Annotated in this window: 15 protein-coding genes; 2 read left to right on the forward strand and 13 right to left on the reverse strand. The window is 72.3% G+C overall.

The window, feature by feature from the left end; all coding sequences use genetic code 11:
* Positions 1-30 precede the first annotated feature (30 nt).
* The gene (locus tag IE290_RS07550) at positions 31-537 is read right to left on the reverse strand and encodes a MarR family winged helix-turn-helix transcriptional regulator (RefSeq protein WP_191243711.1); all 507 of its coding nucleotides are present in this window, start codon (positions 535-537) and stop codon (positions 31-33) included.
* 94 nt (positions 538-631) lie between these two features.
* Between IE290_RS07550 and IE290_RS07555 the strand changes: the two genes are divergently transcribed.
* Complete coding sequence (locus IE290_RS07555; RefSeq protein WP_191243712.1) at positions 632-1,180, forward strand: YceI family protein; 549 nt, start codon at positions 632-634, stop codon at positions 1,178-1,180.
* Positions 1,181-1,233: 53 nt separating this feature from the next.
* Here IE290_RS07555 and IE290_RS07560 read toward each other — a convergent pair whose 3' ends face one another.
* The 5 genes from IE290_RS07560 to IE290_RS07580 all read right to left on the reverse strand — a co-directional run bounded on the left by IE290_RS07560 (position 1,234) and on the right by IE290_RS07580 (position 6,259).
* Positions 1,234-1,785, reverse strand: a complete 552-nt coding sequence (locus IE290_RS07560; protein WP_191243713.1) for an HIT family protein — start codon at positions 1,783-1,785, stop codon at positions 1,234-1,236.
* Entirely contained in the window at positions 1,782-3,809 is a 2,028-nt protein-coding gene (gene thrS, locus IE290_RS07565; RefSeq protein WP_191243714.1) for a threonine--tRNA ligase, read from the reverse strand. Before thrS ends, IE290_RS07560 begins: the two co-directional genes overlap by 4 nt.
* A gap of 74 nt (positions 3,810-3,883) precedes the next feature.
* On the reverse strand, positions 3,884-4,498 hold the full coding sequence (locus IE290_RS07570) for a malonic semialdehyde reductase (RefSeq protein WP_191243715.1): 615 nt from the start codon (positions 4,496-4,498) through the stop codon (positions 3,884-3,886).
* A gap of 81 nt (positions 4,499-4,579) precedes the next feature.
* Positions 4,580-5,386 carry a glycoside hydrolase family 16 protein gene (locus IE290_RS07575; RefSeq protein ID WP_191243716.1) on the reverse strand — a complete coding sequence of 269 codons (807 nt, stop codon included), beginning with the start codon at positions 5,384-5,386 and terminating at the stop codon, positions 4,580-4,582.
* 36 nt (positions 5,387-5,422) lie between these two features.
* Positions 5,423-6,259, reverse strand: coding sequence for a glycosyltransferase family 2 protein (locus IE290_RS07580; protein WP_191243717.1), 837 nt, complete (start codon positions 6,257-6,259; stop codon positions 5,423-5,425).
* A gap of 68 nt (positions 6,260-6,327) precedes the next feature.
* On the opposite strand from IE290_RS07580, the gene IE290_RS07585 reads away from it, so the two are divergent.
* On the forward strand, positions 6,328-7,659 hold the full coding sequence (locus tag IE290_RS07585; protein WP_229874291.1) for a glycoside hydrolase family protein: 1,332 nt from the start codon (positions 6,328-6,330) through the stop codon (positions 7,657-7,659).
* A 5-nt stretch (positions 7,660-7,664) separates the two neighbouring features.
* Here IE290_RS07585 and IE290_RS07590 read toward each other — a convergent pair whose 3' ends face one another.
* Genes IE290_RS07590 through IE290_RS07620 form a run of 7 tightly spaced genes read right to left on the reverse strand, consistent with a single transcriptional unit; the run spans position 7,665 to position 15,181 of the window.
* Positions 7,665-7,895 (reverse strand): hypothetical protein, encoded by a 231-nt coding sequence (locus tag IE290_RS07590; protein ID WP_191243719.1) that lies wholly within the window; start codon positions 7,893-7,895, stop codon positions 7,665-7,667.
* Positions 7,892-8,455 (reverse strand): acyltransferase, encoded by a 564-nt coding sequence (locus IE290_RS07595; protein WP_191243720.1) that lies wholly within the window; start codon positions 8,453-8,455, stop codon positions 7,892-7,894. The genes IE290_RS07590 and IE290_RS07595 overlap by 4 nt, the downstream gene beginning before the upstream one ends.
* Positions 8,452-10,458: a DUF2339 domain-containing protein gene (locus IE290_RS07600; RefSeq protein WP_191243721.1), complete on the reverse strand. Its 2,007-nt coding sequence runs from the start codon at positions 10,456-10,458 to the stop codon at positions 8,452-8,454. The genes IE290_RS07595 and IE290_RS07600 overlap by 4 nt, the downstream gene beginning before the upstream one ends.
* A complete protein-coding gene (locus tag IE290_RS07605; RefSeq protein WP_191243722.1) occupies positions 10,455-11,696 on the reverse strand; it encodes a lipopolysaccharide biosynthesis protein in 1,242 nt (413 codons plus the stop codon). Before IE290_RS07605 ends, IE290_RS07600 begins: the two co-directional genes overlap by 4 nt.
* Positions 11,693-12,070 carry a hypothetical protein gene (locus IE290_RS07610; RefSeq protein WP_191243723.1) on the reverse strand — a complete coding sequence of 126 codons (378 nt, stop codon included), beginning with the start codon at positions 12,068-12,070 and terminating at the stop codon, positions 11,693-11,695. Before IE290_RS07610 ends, IE290_RS07605 begins: the two co-directional genes overlap by 4 nt.
* Positions 12,071-12,101: 31 nt before the next feature.
* On the reverse strand, positions 12,102-14,258 hold the full coding sequence (locus IE290_RS07615; protein WP_191243724.1) for a glycosyltransferase family 2 protein: 2,157 nt from the start codon (positions 14,256-14,258) through the stop codon (positions 12,102-12,104).
* The gene (locus tag IE290_RS07620) at positions 14,255-15,181 is read right to left on the reverse strand and encodes a glycosyltransferase family 2 protein (RefSeq protein ID WP_191243725.1); all 927 of its coding nucleotides are present in this window, start codon (positions 15,179-15,181) and stop codon (positions 14,255-14,257) included. Before IE290_RS07620 ends, IE290_RS07615 begins: the two co-directional genes overlap by 4 nt.
* Positions 15,182-15,244 lie beyond the last annotated feature (63 nt).

Genomic DNA, 15,244 nt, shown 5'->3' on the forward strand with positions numbered 1-15,244 from the left:
GACGCGGCGCGCCCAAGGCGCCGCGCGTGCTCAGGCGAGCTGGTCCAGGTGCTCGTCCACGGCGGCCATCGCCTTGGCGCACTGGGGCGTGAGCTGATCGCGGATCGCCTCGGAGATCTCCCCCAGCGCCCGCACCTGGTCCGGGGTGAGCGCGTCGAACAGGGCCTCGCGCACGGCCTCGACGTGCCCGGGAGCTGCGGCTTCGAGCGCGGCGAAGCCCCGGTCGGTCAGCGTGGCGAACGAGCCGCGCTTGTCCGTGCCGCAGCTGTCGCGGCGCACCCAGCCGTTGGCCTCCAGGCGCGCCACCGCGTGCGAGAGCCGGCTGCGTGACGAATGGCACTTCTCGGCCAGCTCGCTCATCCGCAGCGTGCGGCCGGGCGCCTCGGACAGCACGACGAGGACCTCGTAGTAGGTGTGCGGCATGCCGGCGTCGCGCTGGAGCTGGGAATCCACGTGGCCGCGCAGCATGGTGACGGCGACCGAGAACGCGCGCCACACACGCTGTTCGTCTTCGCTGAGCCATCGCGGTTCGGACATGTGGTACATCGTACCCCTAGTTGAGAGCTCAACCAGTCTTCGCTACTGTGTGGTTGAGGGCTCAACCAAGCATACGTTCGCAAGGAGACACCTGATGACCGCTTCGACGACCGAGATCCCCGGTTACATCGCCGGCACCTGGACCATCGACTCCACCCACTCCGACGTCGACTTCGTCGTGCGCCACCTGGGCGTGTCGAAGGTCCGCGGCCGCTTCGCCGAGGTCGAGGGCGAAATCGTGACCGGCGCCGACCTCACGGACTCGAAGGTCACCGCCACCATCAAGGCCGACAGCATCGACACCAAGAACGCCGACCGCGACGCGCACGTCAAGAACGCGGACTTCCTGGACGTCGAGCAGTTCCCGACCCTGACCTTCGTCTCCACCGGTGTGCGCGCCGAGGACGGCGAGTACTTCATCGACGGTGAGCTGACCCTGCACGGCGTCACCAAGCCGGTCACGCTGGCCGCGGAGGTCGGCGGCTTCGCCGACGGCATGACCGAGGGCAGCAAGGTCTTCGGCATCTCCGCCACCACCGAGATCAAGCGCAGCGACTTCGGCGTGGGCGCCAGCGTCCCGAGCGCCGTGGTGAGCGACAAGGTGCGGATCGAGCTGAACATCGAGGCCGGCCTGCAGGCCTGAGAACCTCGTGGCGAAAAGGGTCCGGACGGGCGCTCCGTCCGGGCCCTTTCGCGCTACTGGACCCGTTTCCAGGCGTCCGAGAGCAGCTCGCGCGTTTCGCCCAGCAGCTGGGGCAGCACCTTCGTCTGGCCGATCACCGGCATGAAGTTCGCGTCGCCGCCCCAGCGCGGGACCAGGTGCTGGTGCAGGTGCGCCGCGATGCCGGCACCGGCGATCACGCCCTGGTTCATCCCGATGTTGAACCCGTGCGCCCCGGACACCGACCGCACCACCTTCATCGCGTGCTGGGTGAACTCCGCCAGCTCCCGCGTCTCCTCCGGGGTCAGGTCCGGGTAGTCCGCCACGTGCCGGTACGGCAGCACCATCAGGTGTCCCGGGTTGTACGGGTACAGGTTCAGCACCGCCCACACGTGCTCACCCCGCGCGAGGATCAGCGCGTCGGCGTCGTCCAGGCCGAGCAGTCGGCAGAACGGGCACCCCTCGGGCTCGTCGCCCTCCGGTTTGTCCTGCCCCTGCACGTAGGCCAGCCGGTGCGGGGTCCACAGCCGCTGCAACGCGTCCGGCACCCCGACCCCGTCCTGACCCACCAGCTCCGGCTCGGTCAAGGCAGGACCGCCTTGAGCGCCTCGGCCGTCGGCGAGCTGTTCTCCCTCCGCGCGATCCAGCCGGCGATCGCCTCCACCGCGTCGGCCACCGGCACCCCGTTGATCTGGCTGCCGTCGCGGAACCGGAACGACACCGCGCCCGCCTCGACGTCCTTGCCGCCGGCCAGCACCATGAACGGCACCTTCTGCGTGGTGTGGGTGCGGATCTTCTTCTGCATCCGGTCGTCGCTGGTGTCCACCTCGACGCGGATCCCCTTGGCGCGCAACGCCTTCTCCACCCCGCGCAGGTGCTCGGCGTGCTCGTCGGCGATCGGGATCCCGACCACCTGCACCGGCGCCAGCCACGCCGGGAACGCGCCCGCGTAGTGCTCGGTGAGCACCCCGAAGAACCGCTCGATCGACCCGAACAGCGCGCGGTGGATGACCACCGGCTGCTTGCGGCTGCCGTCGGCGGCGGTGTAGCTCAGCTCGAACCGCTTGGGGTGGTTGAAGTCCAGCTGGATGGTCGACATCTGCCAGGACCGGCCGATGGCGTCCTTGGCCTGCACCGAGATCTTCGGGCCGTAGTAGGCCGCGCCGCCCGGGTCCGGCACCAGCTCCAGCCCGGAGTCGATGGCGGCCTGCCGCAGCGTCTCGGTGGCCTCCTCCCACTCCTCGTCGGAGCCGATGAACTTGTCCGAGTCACCGCGGGTGGACAACTCGAGGTAGAAGTCCGAGAGACCGTAGTCGGCCAGCAGGTCCAGCACGAACCGCAGCAGCGACCGCAGCTCGCCCGGCATCTGCTCCTGCGTGCAGTAGATGTGCGAGTCGTCCATGGTCAGCCCGCGCACGCGGGTCAGGCCGTGCACCACACCGGACTTCTCGTACCGGTACACCGTGCCGAACTCGAACAGCCGCAGCGGCAGCTCCCGGTAGGACCGCCCGCGCGATTTGAAGATCAGGTGGTGCATCGGGCAGTTCATCGCCTTGAGGTAGTACTCCTCGCCCTCCAGGGGCAGCGGCGGGAACATCGTGTCGGCGTAGTAGGGCAGGTGGCCCGAGGTGTAGAACAGCCCGCTCTTGGTGATGTGCGGGGTGTTCACGAACTCGTAGCCGGACTCCTCGTGGCGGCGGCGCGAGTAGTTCTCCAGCTCGCGCCGGATGATGCCGCCCTTGGGGTGGAACACCGGCAGGCCCGAGCCGATCTCCTCGGGGAAGGAGAACAGGTCCAGCTCCGCACCCAGGCGGCGGTGGTCACGCCGCTCCGCCTCGGCCAGCCGCTCCAGGTAGGCGTCCTGCGCCTCGGCCGACTCCCACGCGGTGCCGTAGATCCGCTGCAGCTGCGGGTTCTTCTCACTGCCGCGCCAGTAGGCGGCGGCCACGCGGGTCAGCTTGAACGCCGGGATGAACTTCGTGGTGGGCACGTGCGGGCCGCGGCACAGGTCGCTCCACACGCGCTCCTTGGTGCGCGGGTCGAGGTTGTCGTAGATCGTCAGCTCGCCGCCACCGACCTCCATCACCTCGGAAGTATCCACATCGGACTTGAGGTCGATGAGTTCCAGCTTGAACGGCTCGTCGGCGAGCTCCTCGCGCGCCTGATCGACCGAGTCGAAGCGGCGGCGGGAGAACTGCTGCGCCCCCTTGATGATCTGCTTCATGCGCTTCTCCAGCGCCTGCAGGTCCTCCGGGGTGAACGGCTTGTCGACGAGGAAGTCGTAGTAGAAGCCGTCCTTGACGGGCGGGCCGATGCCGAGCTTGGCCTCCGGGAACTGCTGCTGGACGGCCTGGGCGAGCACGTGCGCCGCGGAGTGGCGGATGACGCTGCGGCCGTCCTCGGTGTCCGCCGCGACGGGCTCCACGGAGGCGTCCGCTTCGGGCGCCCACGCCAGGTCGCGCAGGCGCCCGTCGGCGTCGCGGACGACGACGATCGCGTCCGGCCCCTTGGTCGGCAGGCCCGCCTCGCGGATCGCGGCTCCGGCCGTGGTCCCGGCCGGCACCACCACGCTGACGGCGGGTGCGGCTGCGGCGGACGACGGCTGGTTCACGATGGGCTCCTTCGAACGAAGTGATGTCCCACCGATGCTATCCGCCGCCCGCCCGCGGCCTTCCGCGAGGGACTTCAGACGGTCTCGACGACCTCGTCGTAGTCCAGCCGCGGCAGCCGGTCGAACCACGGGTTCTCCCCCGGCTTGCCGACGTTGACCACGACCAGGGACTTCCACTTGCGGTCGGCGAAGAACTCCGCGTCGATCCCCGCGGCGTCGAAGCCGGTCATCGGGCCGGCGGCCAGCCCGGCGGCGCGCACGCCGATGATGAAGTAGCCGATCTGCAGCAGCGCGTTCAGCCGCGCGAAGCCCTCCCGGCCGGACTCGTCGGCGAACATGTCCTTGGCGTCCGGCTTGTGCGGGAACGTTTTGGGCAGGTTCTCGTGGAAGTCGATGTCGGCGGCCAGCACCACGGTCACCGGGGCGGCGGCGGTCTTGGCGCGGTTGCCCTCGGACATGTGCGGCAGCAGCCGCTGCTTGCCCTCCTCGGTGCGGATCACCAGCGCGCGCAGCGGCTGGGTGTTCATCGACGTCGGCGCCCACTTCACCAGGTCGTAGATCGCCTGGATCTGCTCCTCGCCCACCGGCTCATCGGAGAACGAGTTCGCCGTGCGCGCCTCGCGGAACAGCAGGTCCTGCACGTCCTGCGGCAGGTGGAGGCTGTCGGCGAGGCTGACGGTAGAGGTCATGGGTACTCCCGAGAGACGTGTCTGGTGCCTTCCCTCCCCACAACCTAGTTGAGCGCTTGACTATTTCCCGTGTGCGGCTCGTCACTCGTAGACGCGGACCCAGTCCACCTCGGCGGTGCTGCGCATCGGCGGCGTGGGCTTGTGCCGGTTGTGGTTCTGCTGGATGACCAGGTGCATCGGCTCGCTCGGGATGGTGCCCGGCCTGCCGTAGGTCGCCCAGGCCACGCCGTCGATGTAGCAGGTGATGTGGTCGGGCTGCCATTCCACGGCGTAGTTGTGCCACTGGGTGATGTCCAGGTCCTTGCGGGTGTGCCCGGCGTCGATGTTGCCCGGGCCGTGCAGCCAGCTCTCCACGTACTGACGCGCCGGGTCGTAGATCTCGGCGAAGTCGATCTCGCCGTCGAGGTTGGTGTCGCTTTCCGGCCACAGCAGCAGCACCGGGTTGAAGTCGGGGTCGGCCGGCGCCGGGAAGCGCGCCCGGACTTCCCACCGGCCGTAGGTGCGGTCCTCGTGCCAGGCGATGCCGCAGGTGGCGGCGGTGTCGTCGCCGTCGCCGACGAGGGTGAGGATGCCGCCGTGGACCACGCACTGGTCGGCGCTCAGCGTTTCCCCCGAGACCGGGTTGTGGCCCTGGTAGACCTCCCAGTCGGCGGTGTTCACCCGGCGGCCGTCGAAGTCGTCCTGGGCGATCAGCCGCCAGCCGTAGGTGACCGCGGCCTCGTCGGACGGCTCGGGGGTGATCACGGCGGTGCTCGGCGCCGCGGTGACCGCGGTCGGCGACGCCCCCTCGCCGCTGCCGTCGAACCGCTCCGACGTCACCCGCACGGCGAGAATCGCGACACCCGCCAGGACTACGCAGGCGATCAGGATGACTACGCGACGCACCACCGCGACAACTTATCGTCCCCCGGACGGGTGGCCGCTCTAGCCCCGCTCGCCCTGTCGCTTCGCCACCAGGAACAGCGCCTGGCGCCGCAGGCGTGCACCCGGCGCCATCGCCGCGCCGACGAGCCGGTCGACCGGCCGCACGCCCCACCCCGGGTCGCTGGCCAGCCCCTCGGACAGCGCCCGCTGCTCGGCGTACTCCGCGCGCTGCGCCCGCGCCGACAGCGAGCCGCGGCCGATCCGGAACGCCGCCAGGGACTCCGGCTGGCCGAAGAAGTCACCGTGGCCGAGCAGCCCGATCCACAGCGCGAGGTCCATCGGGAACGTCCAGCGCGCGTCCCAGCCGCCGACCGCGTCGAACTGCTCGCGGCGGAACAACGCGCCACCCGGCTCGCCCAGCGGGTTGCCACCGTGGCGGACGATCTTGCGGATCACCGCGCTCGCCTCGTGGCGGCCCACCAGCCCGCGCAGCCCCCGGTTGGCGGCCAGGACCTCGCCGGTCTCGCTGATCATGTCGCGGCGCGAGCACACCAGCGCGATGCCCGGATCGGTCGCCAGCACCTCGTACTGGCGGCGCACGCAGTCCGGGTGCAGCAGGTCGTCCGCGCACAGCACCTTCACGAACCGGCCGCTGGATTCGGCCACGACGCGGTTCCAGTTCTCCGCCAGCGGCAGCACCCGGTCGTTGCGGAGCACCTTCAGCCGCGGATCGGTGAAGCCCCGCAGGATCTCCGCGGTCGCGTCGGTCGAGGCGTTGTCGAGCACGACGAGCTCGAAGTCGTCGAAGGTCTGCGCGAGGACGCTGGAGACGGTGTCGGCGATGTACCGCCCGGCCTGGTAGGCCGGGACGCACACGGAGACCGCGGCCGCGCTCACGGCTTTTCCCCCTTCCGGGTGTAGCTCTGAACAGGCAAAACGATGATCGGTCGCGCATGCTGGCACGCGTGGGGATCTTCGCGATGGTCGCCCTGCTCGTGGCGGGGCTCTTCGGCTGGCCTCCGGTTGATCGGGACCAACCCCCGGCGCCGCCGGCCGTGACGCTGCTGCCCGGCACCGGGGATGGGCTCGTACTCGGCGTGACGCACGCACAGTACAGCCTCGACTCGTGGCTCACACCCGGACAGCGGAAGAGCGGAGAACAGATCCTCGGCGCCACCCCGCTGCTGCAGAACCAGCACATCATGGGCTTCGGCGTGGGCAACCCCGAGCCCGCGCCCGGCCGCTTCGACTGGTCCCGCCTGGACGAGCGGATGGACCTGATCGAGCGAACCGGCGGCACCCCGGTGATCACCCTGTGCTGCGCGCCCGACTGGATGAAGGGCGGCGCGGCGGGCACCACCGACTGGGACGACCTGGCGGCCGCCCCGCTGCCCGCCCACTTCGACGACTTCGCGCGCCTGTCCGCCGAAGTCGCCCAGCGCTACCCGCGGGTCAGGCACTTCCAGGTGTGGAACGAGCTCAAGGGGTTCTGGGACCCGAAGGCCGGCGCCTGGGACGCGAAGGGCTACACCGACCTGTACAACCAGGTCTACGACGCGGTGAAGGCGGTGCGGCCGGACGCGCTGATCGGCGGCCCGTACGTGGTCCTCAACAGCTGGTCCTCGGCGGCGGCCACGAACCACCCGTCCGAGTTGCGCGGCCCGTACGGCGTGGTGGACCAGCGGTCGCTGGACGTCGTCGAGTACTGGAACCAGCACAAGCACGGCGCCGACTTCGTCGCGCTGGACGCCTCCACCGGCACCCGCGACAAGGGCCTGATCACCACGCCGGACAAGGCCAGCCAGATCTACGCCGACGCGACCCGCTGGGCACGCAGCCTCACCGGGCTGCCGGTGTGGTGGTCGGAGTTCTACCCGGATACCGCTCCCCCACCCCAGCAGCCCACCGGGAGCGCGAAGAGCGCGCCCGCGGTGCCGGCCGACCAGGCCCGCGCGGTGGCCACTTTGGACGCCGTCGCCCGTGCGGCGGAGGCCGGCGCGGCGGCGATGCTGCTGTGGCAACCGGAAGCCAGCGACGACCTGCCGTACGCGGCGCTGTGGTCGGAGGCGCGGCCCGGCACCGACGTGCTGCGGCCGACGAGCCTGACCGCGGCGTGGACGTGGCTGGCGCCGCGGCTGCGCAAGGGGCTGGTCGACGTGCAGCGGCCCGCGGACGTGGTGCAGTTCAGCACCCCGGGCGGGCAGGTCGTGGTCAACCCGCGCCCGCAGACCGAGCTGATCCGGGCGGGCGGGCTCAGCGTGCGCTTGCCGCCGCTGACCATCCGGTTGCCGGGCTGAGCCCGTCACAACGTCAGTCCCACCACGATTCGCCAGATCGCGCCGACCGCGGTGAGCACGGTCAGCCCCACCGCCACCAGGTCGAGCGTGCGGATCCGCTGGGTGCGCGCCGACGCCGTGTCGGTCGAGCGGCGGCCGACGTTCATCTCCTTGAGCACGGTCCGCCACCCGAGCACCACCAGCAGCGCCACCCCGAACAGCGCCGTGACGAGGGTGAGGAAGTCGGCCTGGCTCACGCCGGCTCCGTCACCACGGACGTCTCGCGCACCAGGCGGGCGGGCACCCCGGCGTAGACCCCGGGCACCGGGCAGTCGCGCGCCACGACCGCGCCCGCCGCGATCACCGCGTCGTCGGCGATGCGCACCCCGGGCAGGATCTGCGCGCGCGCCCCGACCCACACCCGGTCGCCGATCACGACTGGGCGTGCCTCGGCGACGCGGGACACCGTGCCGTCGGGCAGCGTCGGGTGGTGCGAGGTGACGATCATGACCTGCGGCCCGAACTGGCAGGACGCGCCGATGGTGATCGGCCCGACCGACTCCAGGTAGCACTCGGCGTTGAGGAACGTGTGGCGCCCGATCTCGACGTTGCGCACGGCGCCCTGGATCCGCAGCCCGGGGAAGATGTTGCCGGAATGGATGCGCGCGCCGAACGCGCGGTAACCCAGCAGCCGCAGCGGTCGCGGCACCAACGCGCTGCCGAGCAGGCCGTTGACGATGGCGCCGACGGTCATCGACCACAGCTCGATGTGCACCTGCTCGCGCAGGCGCCGTCCCAGGGACCGGGTCTGGTTCACGTGTTCCCTCCGCCACTGCCCTGCACGAACTTGTCGGCGGGCGTCGTCCGGCCGAGCACCAGCGAACCCCGATCGTCGAACACCAGGCGGTACAGCCCGGTCGCCTCGAGCTCGCGCACGAGGTCGGCGCCGTAGGTGTCGGGCACCTGGTCGAAGATCTTCATGTAGGCCCACTGCGGCTCGGTGAGCACAAGATAATCGGGGCCCTTCAGGCGCAGGCAGGCGACCAGCGCGGGAACGTCGTCCATCACCTCTTCGCAGTAGCCGTCGACCTCGAACTGGGACACCTCGCCCACGCGCGCGAACGACAGCGGCACCGAGTTGACCAGCGAGTCCACCCGCTGCCCCGGCTGCGCCTGGTGCACCGCCCAGCTCGCGGCGGCGATGTCGCTTTCGTGGAAGCTGATGTAGGCGTCGTTGCCGCCGCGCGCGGTGACCGTCGAGGCGAGCAGGCCGGTGAGCACGACCCACGGCACCGCGGCGGCGAGCACCGTGCGGGCGGGCCGGTTGCGCCAGCGCAGCCGGCGGGCCGAGGTGACCGCCTTCTCCAGCGCGAGCGACGCGGGCAGGGCCATCACCGGCAGCGAGAACAGGAAGCAGCGCATGAAGACCTCGCCGCCGTAGGGCTGGGCCACGGCGAGCCCGAACGGCGCGACGCACAACGCGGGCAGCAGCCACGACTTCAGCGAGTCGCGGCGCATCTGCCAGATGCCGTAGGCGGCCATGCCGGCGACGAACAGCGTGATCCCGATGCGCACGGTCAGCACCACGAGACGGCCCGGGCTGCCGGCGAAGCGGGCCACGATGCCCTCGTCCACCGAGGACCCGACGTCGCCGAGCGGGCTGAGGATCATCTGGACCAGCTGCCCGCTCCAGAACTCCGCGGCGCCCAGCGAGAACCACACGACCGCGCCGCCGAGGATCACGAACGGCACCCACGCCGGCCACAGCCGCCCGAACACGAGCAACAGCAGCAGCAGGACGCCCAGCACGAACGGGGTCAGCTGGTGGGTGGGCGCGAGCGCGAGCCCGATCAGCACCACCGCGCCCTGCGCGACCAGCCGCGCCTTGGGGCTGGACCGGGGCGCGAGCCGGGCCCGCAGCCGCGCCTTGACCGGCTCGGTGAGGCGCGGCCGCACCAGGTGCCGGAAGGTCAGTGCCAGCGCGGCGAGCATCAGGATCATCGCCGTGCCCTGCGGCGAGAAGTAGTCCTGCTCGGTCCAGTTCGCCACGAGGTAGAGCCACGGCGCGATCCACGCCGCGCGCCGGTTGCCCAGCGCCGACACGGCCAGTGCGCGCACGCCGAGCACCGCGAGCCCGGACAGCACCACCGGCGCCCAGTTCAGGAACGGGATCGCGTCGGGCATCCCGGCCGCGCGGGTGATCATCGCGACCAGCGAGAAGAACCCGGCCCAGGAGAACCGTGCGTCGTAGTCGTGCAGGATGTCGCCGTGCGTGGCGATGTAGTCGGCGAACCCGGCGTGCAGCCACGCCACCGGCAGCCGCGCGACCTCCTCCACCGCGGGCTGCAGCCCGTACACGCCGAGCACGCCGACCAGCGTGTAGAGCGAGAGCAGCCAGGTGCGTGGCCGGTAGCGCAGCAGCTCCAGCACCACGGCGGCGACCAGCAGCGGATAGGACAGCAGCGTCGGCACCGACAGCTCGGCGACGAGCCCGAGCCCGCCGATCGCCTCGGGCGGGATCGGGTGCAGCCCGATGATCCACAGCACCACCGCGACCGCGGCGAGGCCGGGACCGAAGAACGGGTCGGCGAGGAAGGCGGGCCGTCCGGCGCCGGTGCCCAGCCGGGGCCGGGATTCGACCGCCCGCGAAGGCGGTTCCGGCTTCGGCTGCTGCGCGATGCGGCCGGACGCCGGGATGTAGCGCGTGGGTGTGCCGGGCGGCGGCTGCGGGAACCGCATCGGCTCGCGCGGCCGGGGCGAGGGGCGGGTGGTGCGGTTCGGGCGCACCGGGCGCAGGAACCGGGTGGGCGGCTCGGTCACGGACGCGCCCCGAACACCCGGCGCCTCAGGTCGGCCAGCACGGCGGCGGCGATCACCGCCTGCGCGACGAGCATGCCCACCCCGAAGCCGAACTCGGTCGGCACCACCAGCGCGAGCACCACGGCGGAGGCGGCGGTCACCGCCTGCAGCACCGCGACCCCGGCGCCACGCCCGGCGGCCAGGTGCACGGCCACGCCGAGCACCACGACCAGCCGCGGCACCTGCGCGGCGAGCAGGACCCGCAGCAGGTCGGCGCCCGCGGTGTACTCGGCGCCGAAGATCGCGAGCATCACCCAGGCCAGCGCGGCACCGACGGCGAGCAGCGGCACGAACACCAGCACCAGCCGCTTGCCCGCGCCCGCGACCAGCGACCGGGCGTGCCCGGGCTCGGCGGACAGGCGCACCACGAGCGGGTTCACGAACGCGGTCGCGGCGACGTCCAGCGCGTTGATCGCGGTCCAGACCACGAAGAAGACGGCGTTGGCCTCGGCGCCGAAGCGGTGCAGCACGATCAGCGGCACCAGGTTGTACAGCACGACCACGCACACCATGGCCGGGTAGGACGGCGCGAGCAGCCGCACGATCTCCCGGCGTCCGGGCAGCACCCCTGGCGCGAGGGCGGGCGAGGTGCGCCGCACCGAGCGCCAGATCAGGACCGTCACCACCACGACGCCGATCAGCGTGGGCACCGCCCAGGACAGCACTAGCCCGAGCGCGCCGGCCAGCGGCCCCAGCCCGGCCAGCAGTCCCAGCCGCGCCACGGAGAACGCGCTGTTCTCCACCGGCACCCAGCGGGCCAGGCCCAGCCCGGTGAGCACCTCGTCCTGGAACTGGAACAGGGTCCAGCCGATCCCGGCGACCAGGAACCAGGCGACCCCGGCCGGCACCCGGTGCACCACCTCGGCCCCGGCGGGCACGAGCACGAACACGACCGAGCCGATCACCCCACCGGCCAGGACTGCGAGGTAGGTGCGCAGCAGCAGCCGCGGCCGCCGCGCGCCGGCGCGGGGCAGCCAGCGCAGGACCGCCGGGCCCAGGCCGAGTTCGGCGATCCCGGCGACGAGCAGGAAACCGGACACGAACGCCGAGGTGTCGCCGACCGCGGCGGCGGGCAGCAGCCGCGCGGCCAGCACCCAGCCGATCATCCCGGCCAGCGCGGTGATCGCGGCGGAGGCCGACAGCGCGAGGCCGTCGGCCACCATGCCCTTGCCGGGAGCGGTCTCCTTGCCGACCGTCATCGGCCCTCGCCGGTACTGGGCAGGAGCGCGGGACGGCTGCGCAGCACGTGGTGCGCCAGCGGGAATGCGGTGACGAACGCGAGCACCACGACCGCCGCCTCCGGGTGCCAGAACCGGGTCAGCACCAGCACCTGCGCCACGATCAGGGTGATCGCCAGCGAGATGCCGACCGCGCTGACCCAGGTGACCGACAGGTGCCGCACGTTGACGTAGGAGATCAGGGCCCAGCCGGGCGCGGTGAGCACGAACACCAGCACCGCCAGCGGCCGCAGCACGAAGTCCACACCGGACCAGACGAGCACGATCGTGACAAGGCAGACAGCGAGCAGCCCGTAGGCGGTGTATCGCCGGATCCTCAGCTGCTGCTCGACCACACGTGCCCTTCCTGCCCGTCGCCGTCCATCATCACCGGCGGCCGGATCCGCCCTCACCCCGGGCCCGCATCAGCGCCGCCGCACCGCCGAGCAGGCCCAGCCGCTCGTCGCGGCGCAGCTGGCGCAGCCGCGAGCGGGCGGCGCGGTCGGACAGCGGCAGCTCCGGGGTGCGGGAGGCGAGACGGGCGGCCCCGCGCGGCACCCGGCGCAGGATCGAGAACGCGGTGACCGGGCGGCGCCGCACCGACAGCACCAGCATCGCCGCCAGGCCCACGCCGTAGCCGCGCATCCGCTCGCGCAGCTCGAGCCAGTCGGCACGGTGGATGTGCCGGGCCACCGCGTGCGGGGTGTGCACCACCGCGCCGCCGGCGTAGGCCAGCCGCACGAACAGGTCCAGGTCCTCCCCCGCCATCGTCGGCGTGCCCGCGCCGAGCAGCGGGTCGAAGCCGCCCAGGTCCTCGAACACCTCGCGCCGCCAGGTGGCGCAGCTGCCCGGGCCGTAGCGCGCCATGGACAGCGGGTAGAGCGGGTCCTCGCGCGCGGTGTCCCGGTCGATCCGCTGCCACCGCACGGAGTTGCTGTAGCCCTTGAGCCGTTCGAACAGGACCTCGGCGTCGGTCTCCAGGCTGGCCGGCAGCACCAGCGAGGTCACGCACCCGACCGCGGGATCGGCGGCGAACTCCTCGGTGACGGCGTCGAACCAGCCGGGCTCGACGGTGATGTTCTCGTCGACGAACGCGATCAGGCCGTGGCTGGCGACGCGGGCGCCGGTGTTGCGCGCGATGCTGACGCCCTTGCGCGGCTCGACGACGTAACGCGCGCCCAGCGCCTCCACCTCGCCACGCAGCCAGTCGTCGCCCTCGGGCAGCCGTGGCAGGTTGTCCACCACGATCACCTCGATGTGCGGGTACCCGGCCGCGAGCGCGGCGCGGGCGCTGGCCACCGCCTGCCGCTTGCGGTGGGCGGTCGGGATGACCACGCTCACCGGCGGCCGGGTGAACTCCGGGCGGCGGCGCGGGGCGGGCGCGGTGGCGAACTTCGGCAGCCGCACGACGCCGCGCTCCACCGGCAGCAGCAGCACGTCGAGCGTGCGGTCGCCGTCGCGGACGAGGACCTGCGCCGCGCGGTAGTGGCCCACCGGCCGGTGCGGCACCGGCAGCTCCTCGGGCGCGGTGCGCGCGTCCACGGTGGCGATGTGGATCGGGCCGTGCGCCAGCGCCGACGCCGGACGCGGCCGCGGCGGGCGGAGCTGCGCCTTGCCGCGCAGGTACCCGGCCGCGGTCGAGGACACCACGGTCACCAGCCCGAGCACGCCGGACGCGCCGGCCGTGCGGCCCAGTGCAAGCCGGCCGAACTCGCGCACCACGGCGGCCGGGATGGTGCGGCTGAGGTAGTCGCGCTCGGTGGACAACGCGGCCTCGCTGCCGACCAGACGTGAGACGTATGCCTTGGACAGCCCCTCGCCCCAGCCGCGGCGGCGCAGGTAGGCCCAGGTGATCCGCTCCGGGGTGACGCGGTGGCGCACCACCGCCTGCGGCCGGAACACGATCCGCGCGCCGGGCGAGGCCTGTCGCAGCCGGATGCACAGCTCGGTCTCCTCGCAGCCCAGCGGGGTGCGCCCGATGCGGCCGAGGTCCTCGGAGAACGGCCCGGCGAGCGTGAACGCCTCGCGGCGGAAGGACATGTTGCAGCCCATCAGGTTGCGCACCGGTTCCTCCGCTGTGGGCTGCCCGGTGTAGGTGCAGCCGACGACCCAGTCGAGCTCGCCGTGCACCGATCCGCGCCCGGCGGGGAGCTTGGCCGGCCGCCGCCCGCCGGGCCAGCGCGGGCGGGCCGAACCGCCGACGGCGAGCACATCCCGGTCGCGGTAGCCGGCCAGCAGCTGCTCCAGCCAGTCCGGCGCGGCCTCGGCGTCGTCGTCCAGGAACGCGATCACGTCACCCTTGGCGAGCCCGACCGCGGTGTTGCGGGCGCCGGACAGCCCGCGCCGCCCGGCGTTGGGCACCACCGTCACGCCGACGAACTCCGCGGCCGCCCGCCGCTCCAGCTCCGGGTTGTGGTCGACGACCACGATGATCTCGCGCGGCGGCGCCGACTGGTCCCGCACGGACGCCACCGCGGCGGTCAGGTCGTCCCAGCGGTCGGCCGTGTAGGCGCAGATCACCACGGTGGTGTCGAACGAGGTCATGCTTCGGGCGCTCCCGTGTCCAGCGCGAGCGGCGCCGGGGCGTCCGCCACGGGCTCGGGGGTGAACAGGCCGAACCGGCGGCTGCGGCGCTGACGGCCGACCCGCTGCCATTCCGCCACCAGCGTGCGCAGCACGCGGCCGCCGTCGGAGAAGGTGCGCAGGTTGGTCTCACCGTGCAGGCGGGCGCGCTCGACGCTGGGCACCTCGGTGATCCACAGGCCCAGCGCGGCCATCCGGCAGTTGATGACGGTCTCGATCTCGAAGCCGTCACCCCACAGCATCTCCTCGCCCGCGGGCGCGAACACCGGCGGCAGGTTCAGCAAGGCAACCAGATCGCGCCAGAACGCGTTGTAGCCGTAACAGAGATCGGTGAACCCGGCGCTGAAGAGCGTGTTGGACAGGCGGTTGAGCCCCGAGTTCCCCGCGGCGCGGAGGTGTGTGATGTCGTGGCTGCCGCCACCCGGGGCGAACCGGGTGCCCTTGGCGAAGTCGGCGCCGTCGGTGAGCGCGGCCACGAACCGCGGGATCTCCGCCGGATCGGCCGAGCCGTCGGCGTCGAACATCACGATCACGTCGCCGGAGGCGGCGAGGAACCCGCAGGCCAGCGCGTTGCCCTTGCCGCGGCGGGTCTGCTTGATGACCCGCGTTCCGGGGCGCACCTCGGCGACGACCTGCGGGGTGCCGTCCCCGGTGTCGGCGTCGACCACCAGCACCTCGTGCACCGGCGGCAGCTCGGGCAGGATCTCGCGCAGGTTCGCCGCTTCGTTCTTCGCCGGCACCACGACGGTCACGCGGGGGTCGGGCCCGCGGCGGGGCGGGTGCGCGGCGGCGAAGGCGAACGCGTCGCCCAGGTTCTCGTAGTCGGTGACGGGACTGGGGGAATCCATGATCGTCAACGCCGTGCTGTCCTTGCTGGCGGGCACACCGGTCGTCGGGGTGTGCGGGTCGGGGAAGGGCGGGGCTTGCTCGAACCGATGACGCGCGGC

This window comes from Amycolatopsis deserti, from assembly GCF_014653945.1.
Lineage (GTDB): Bacteria > Actinomycetota > Actinomycetes > Mycobacteriales > Pseudonocardiaceae > Amycolatopsis_E > Amycolatopsis_E deserti.

Coding starts and splice junctions, on each gene's coding strand:
- IE290_RS07615 (WP_191243724.1), bottom strand. CDS start 14,258: ATGACCTCGTTCGACACCACCGTGGTGATCTGCGCCTACACGGCCGAC.
- IE290_RS07550 (WP_191243711.1), bottom strand. CDS start 537: ATGTCCGAACCGCGATGGCTCAGCGAAGACGAACAGCGTGTGTGGCGC.
- IE290_RS07570 (WP_191243715.1), bottom strand. CDS start 4,498: ATGACCTCTACCGTCAGCCTCGCCGACAGCCTCCACCTGCCGCAGGAC.
- IE290_RS07605 (WP_191243722.1), bottom strand. CDS start 11,696: ATGACGGTCGGCAAGGAGACCGCTCCCGGCAAGGGCATGGTGGCCGAC.
- IE290_RS07555 (WP_191243712.1), top strand. CDS start 632: ATGACCGCTTCGACGACCGAGATCCCCGGTTACATCGCCGGCACCTGG.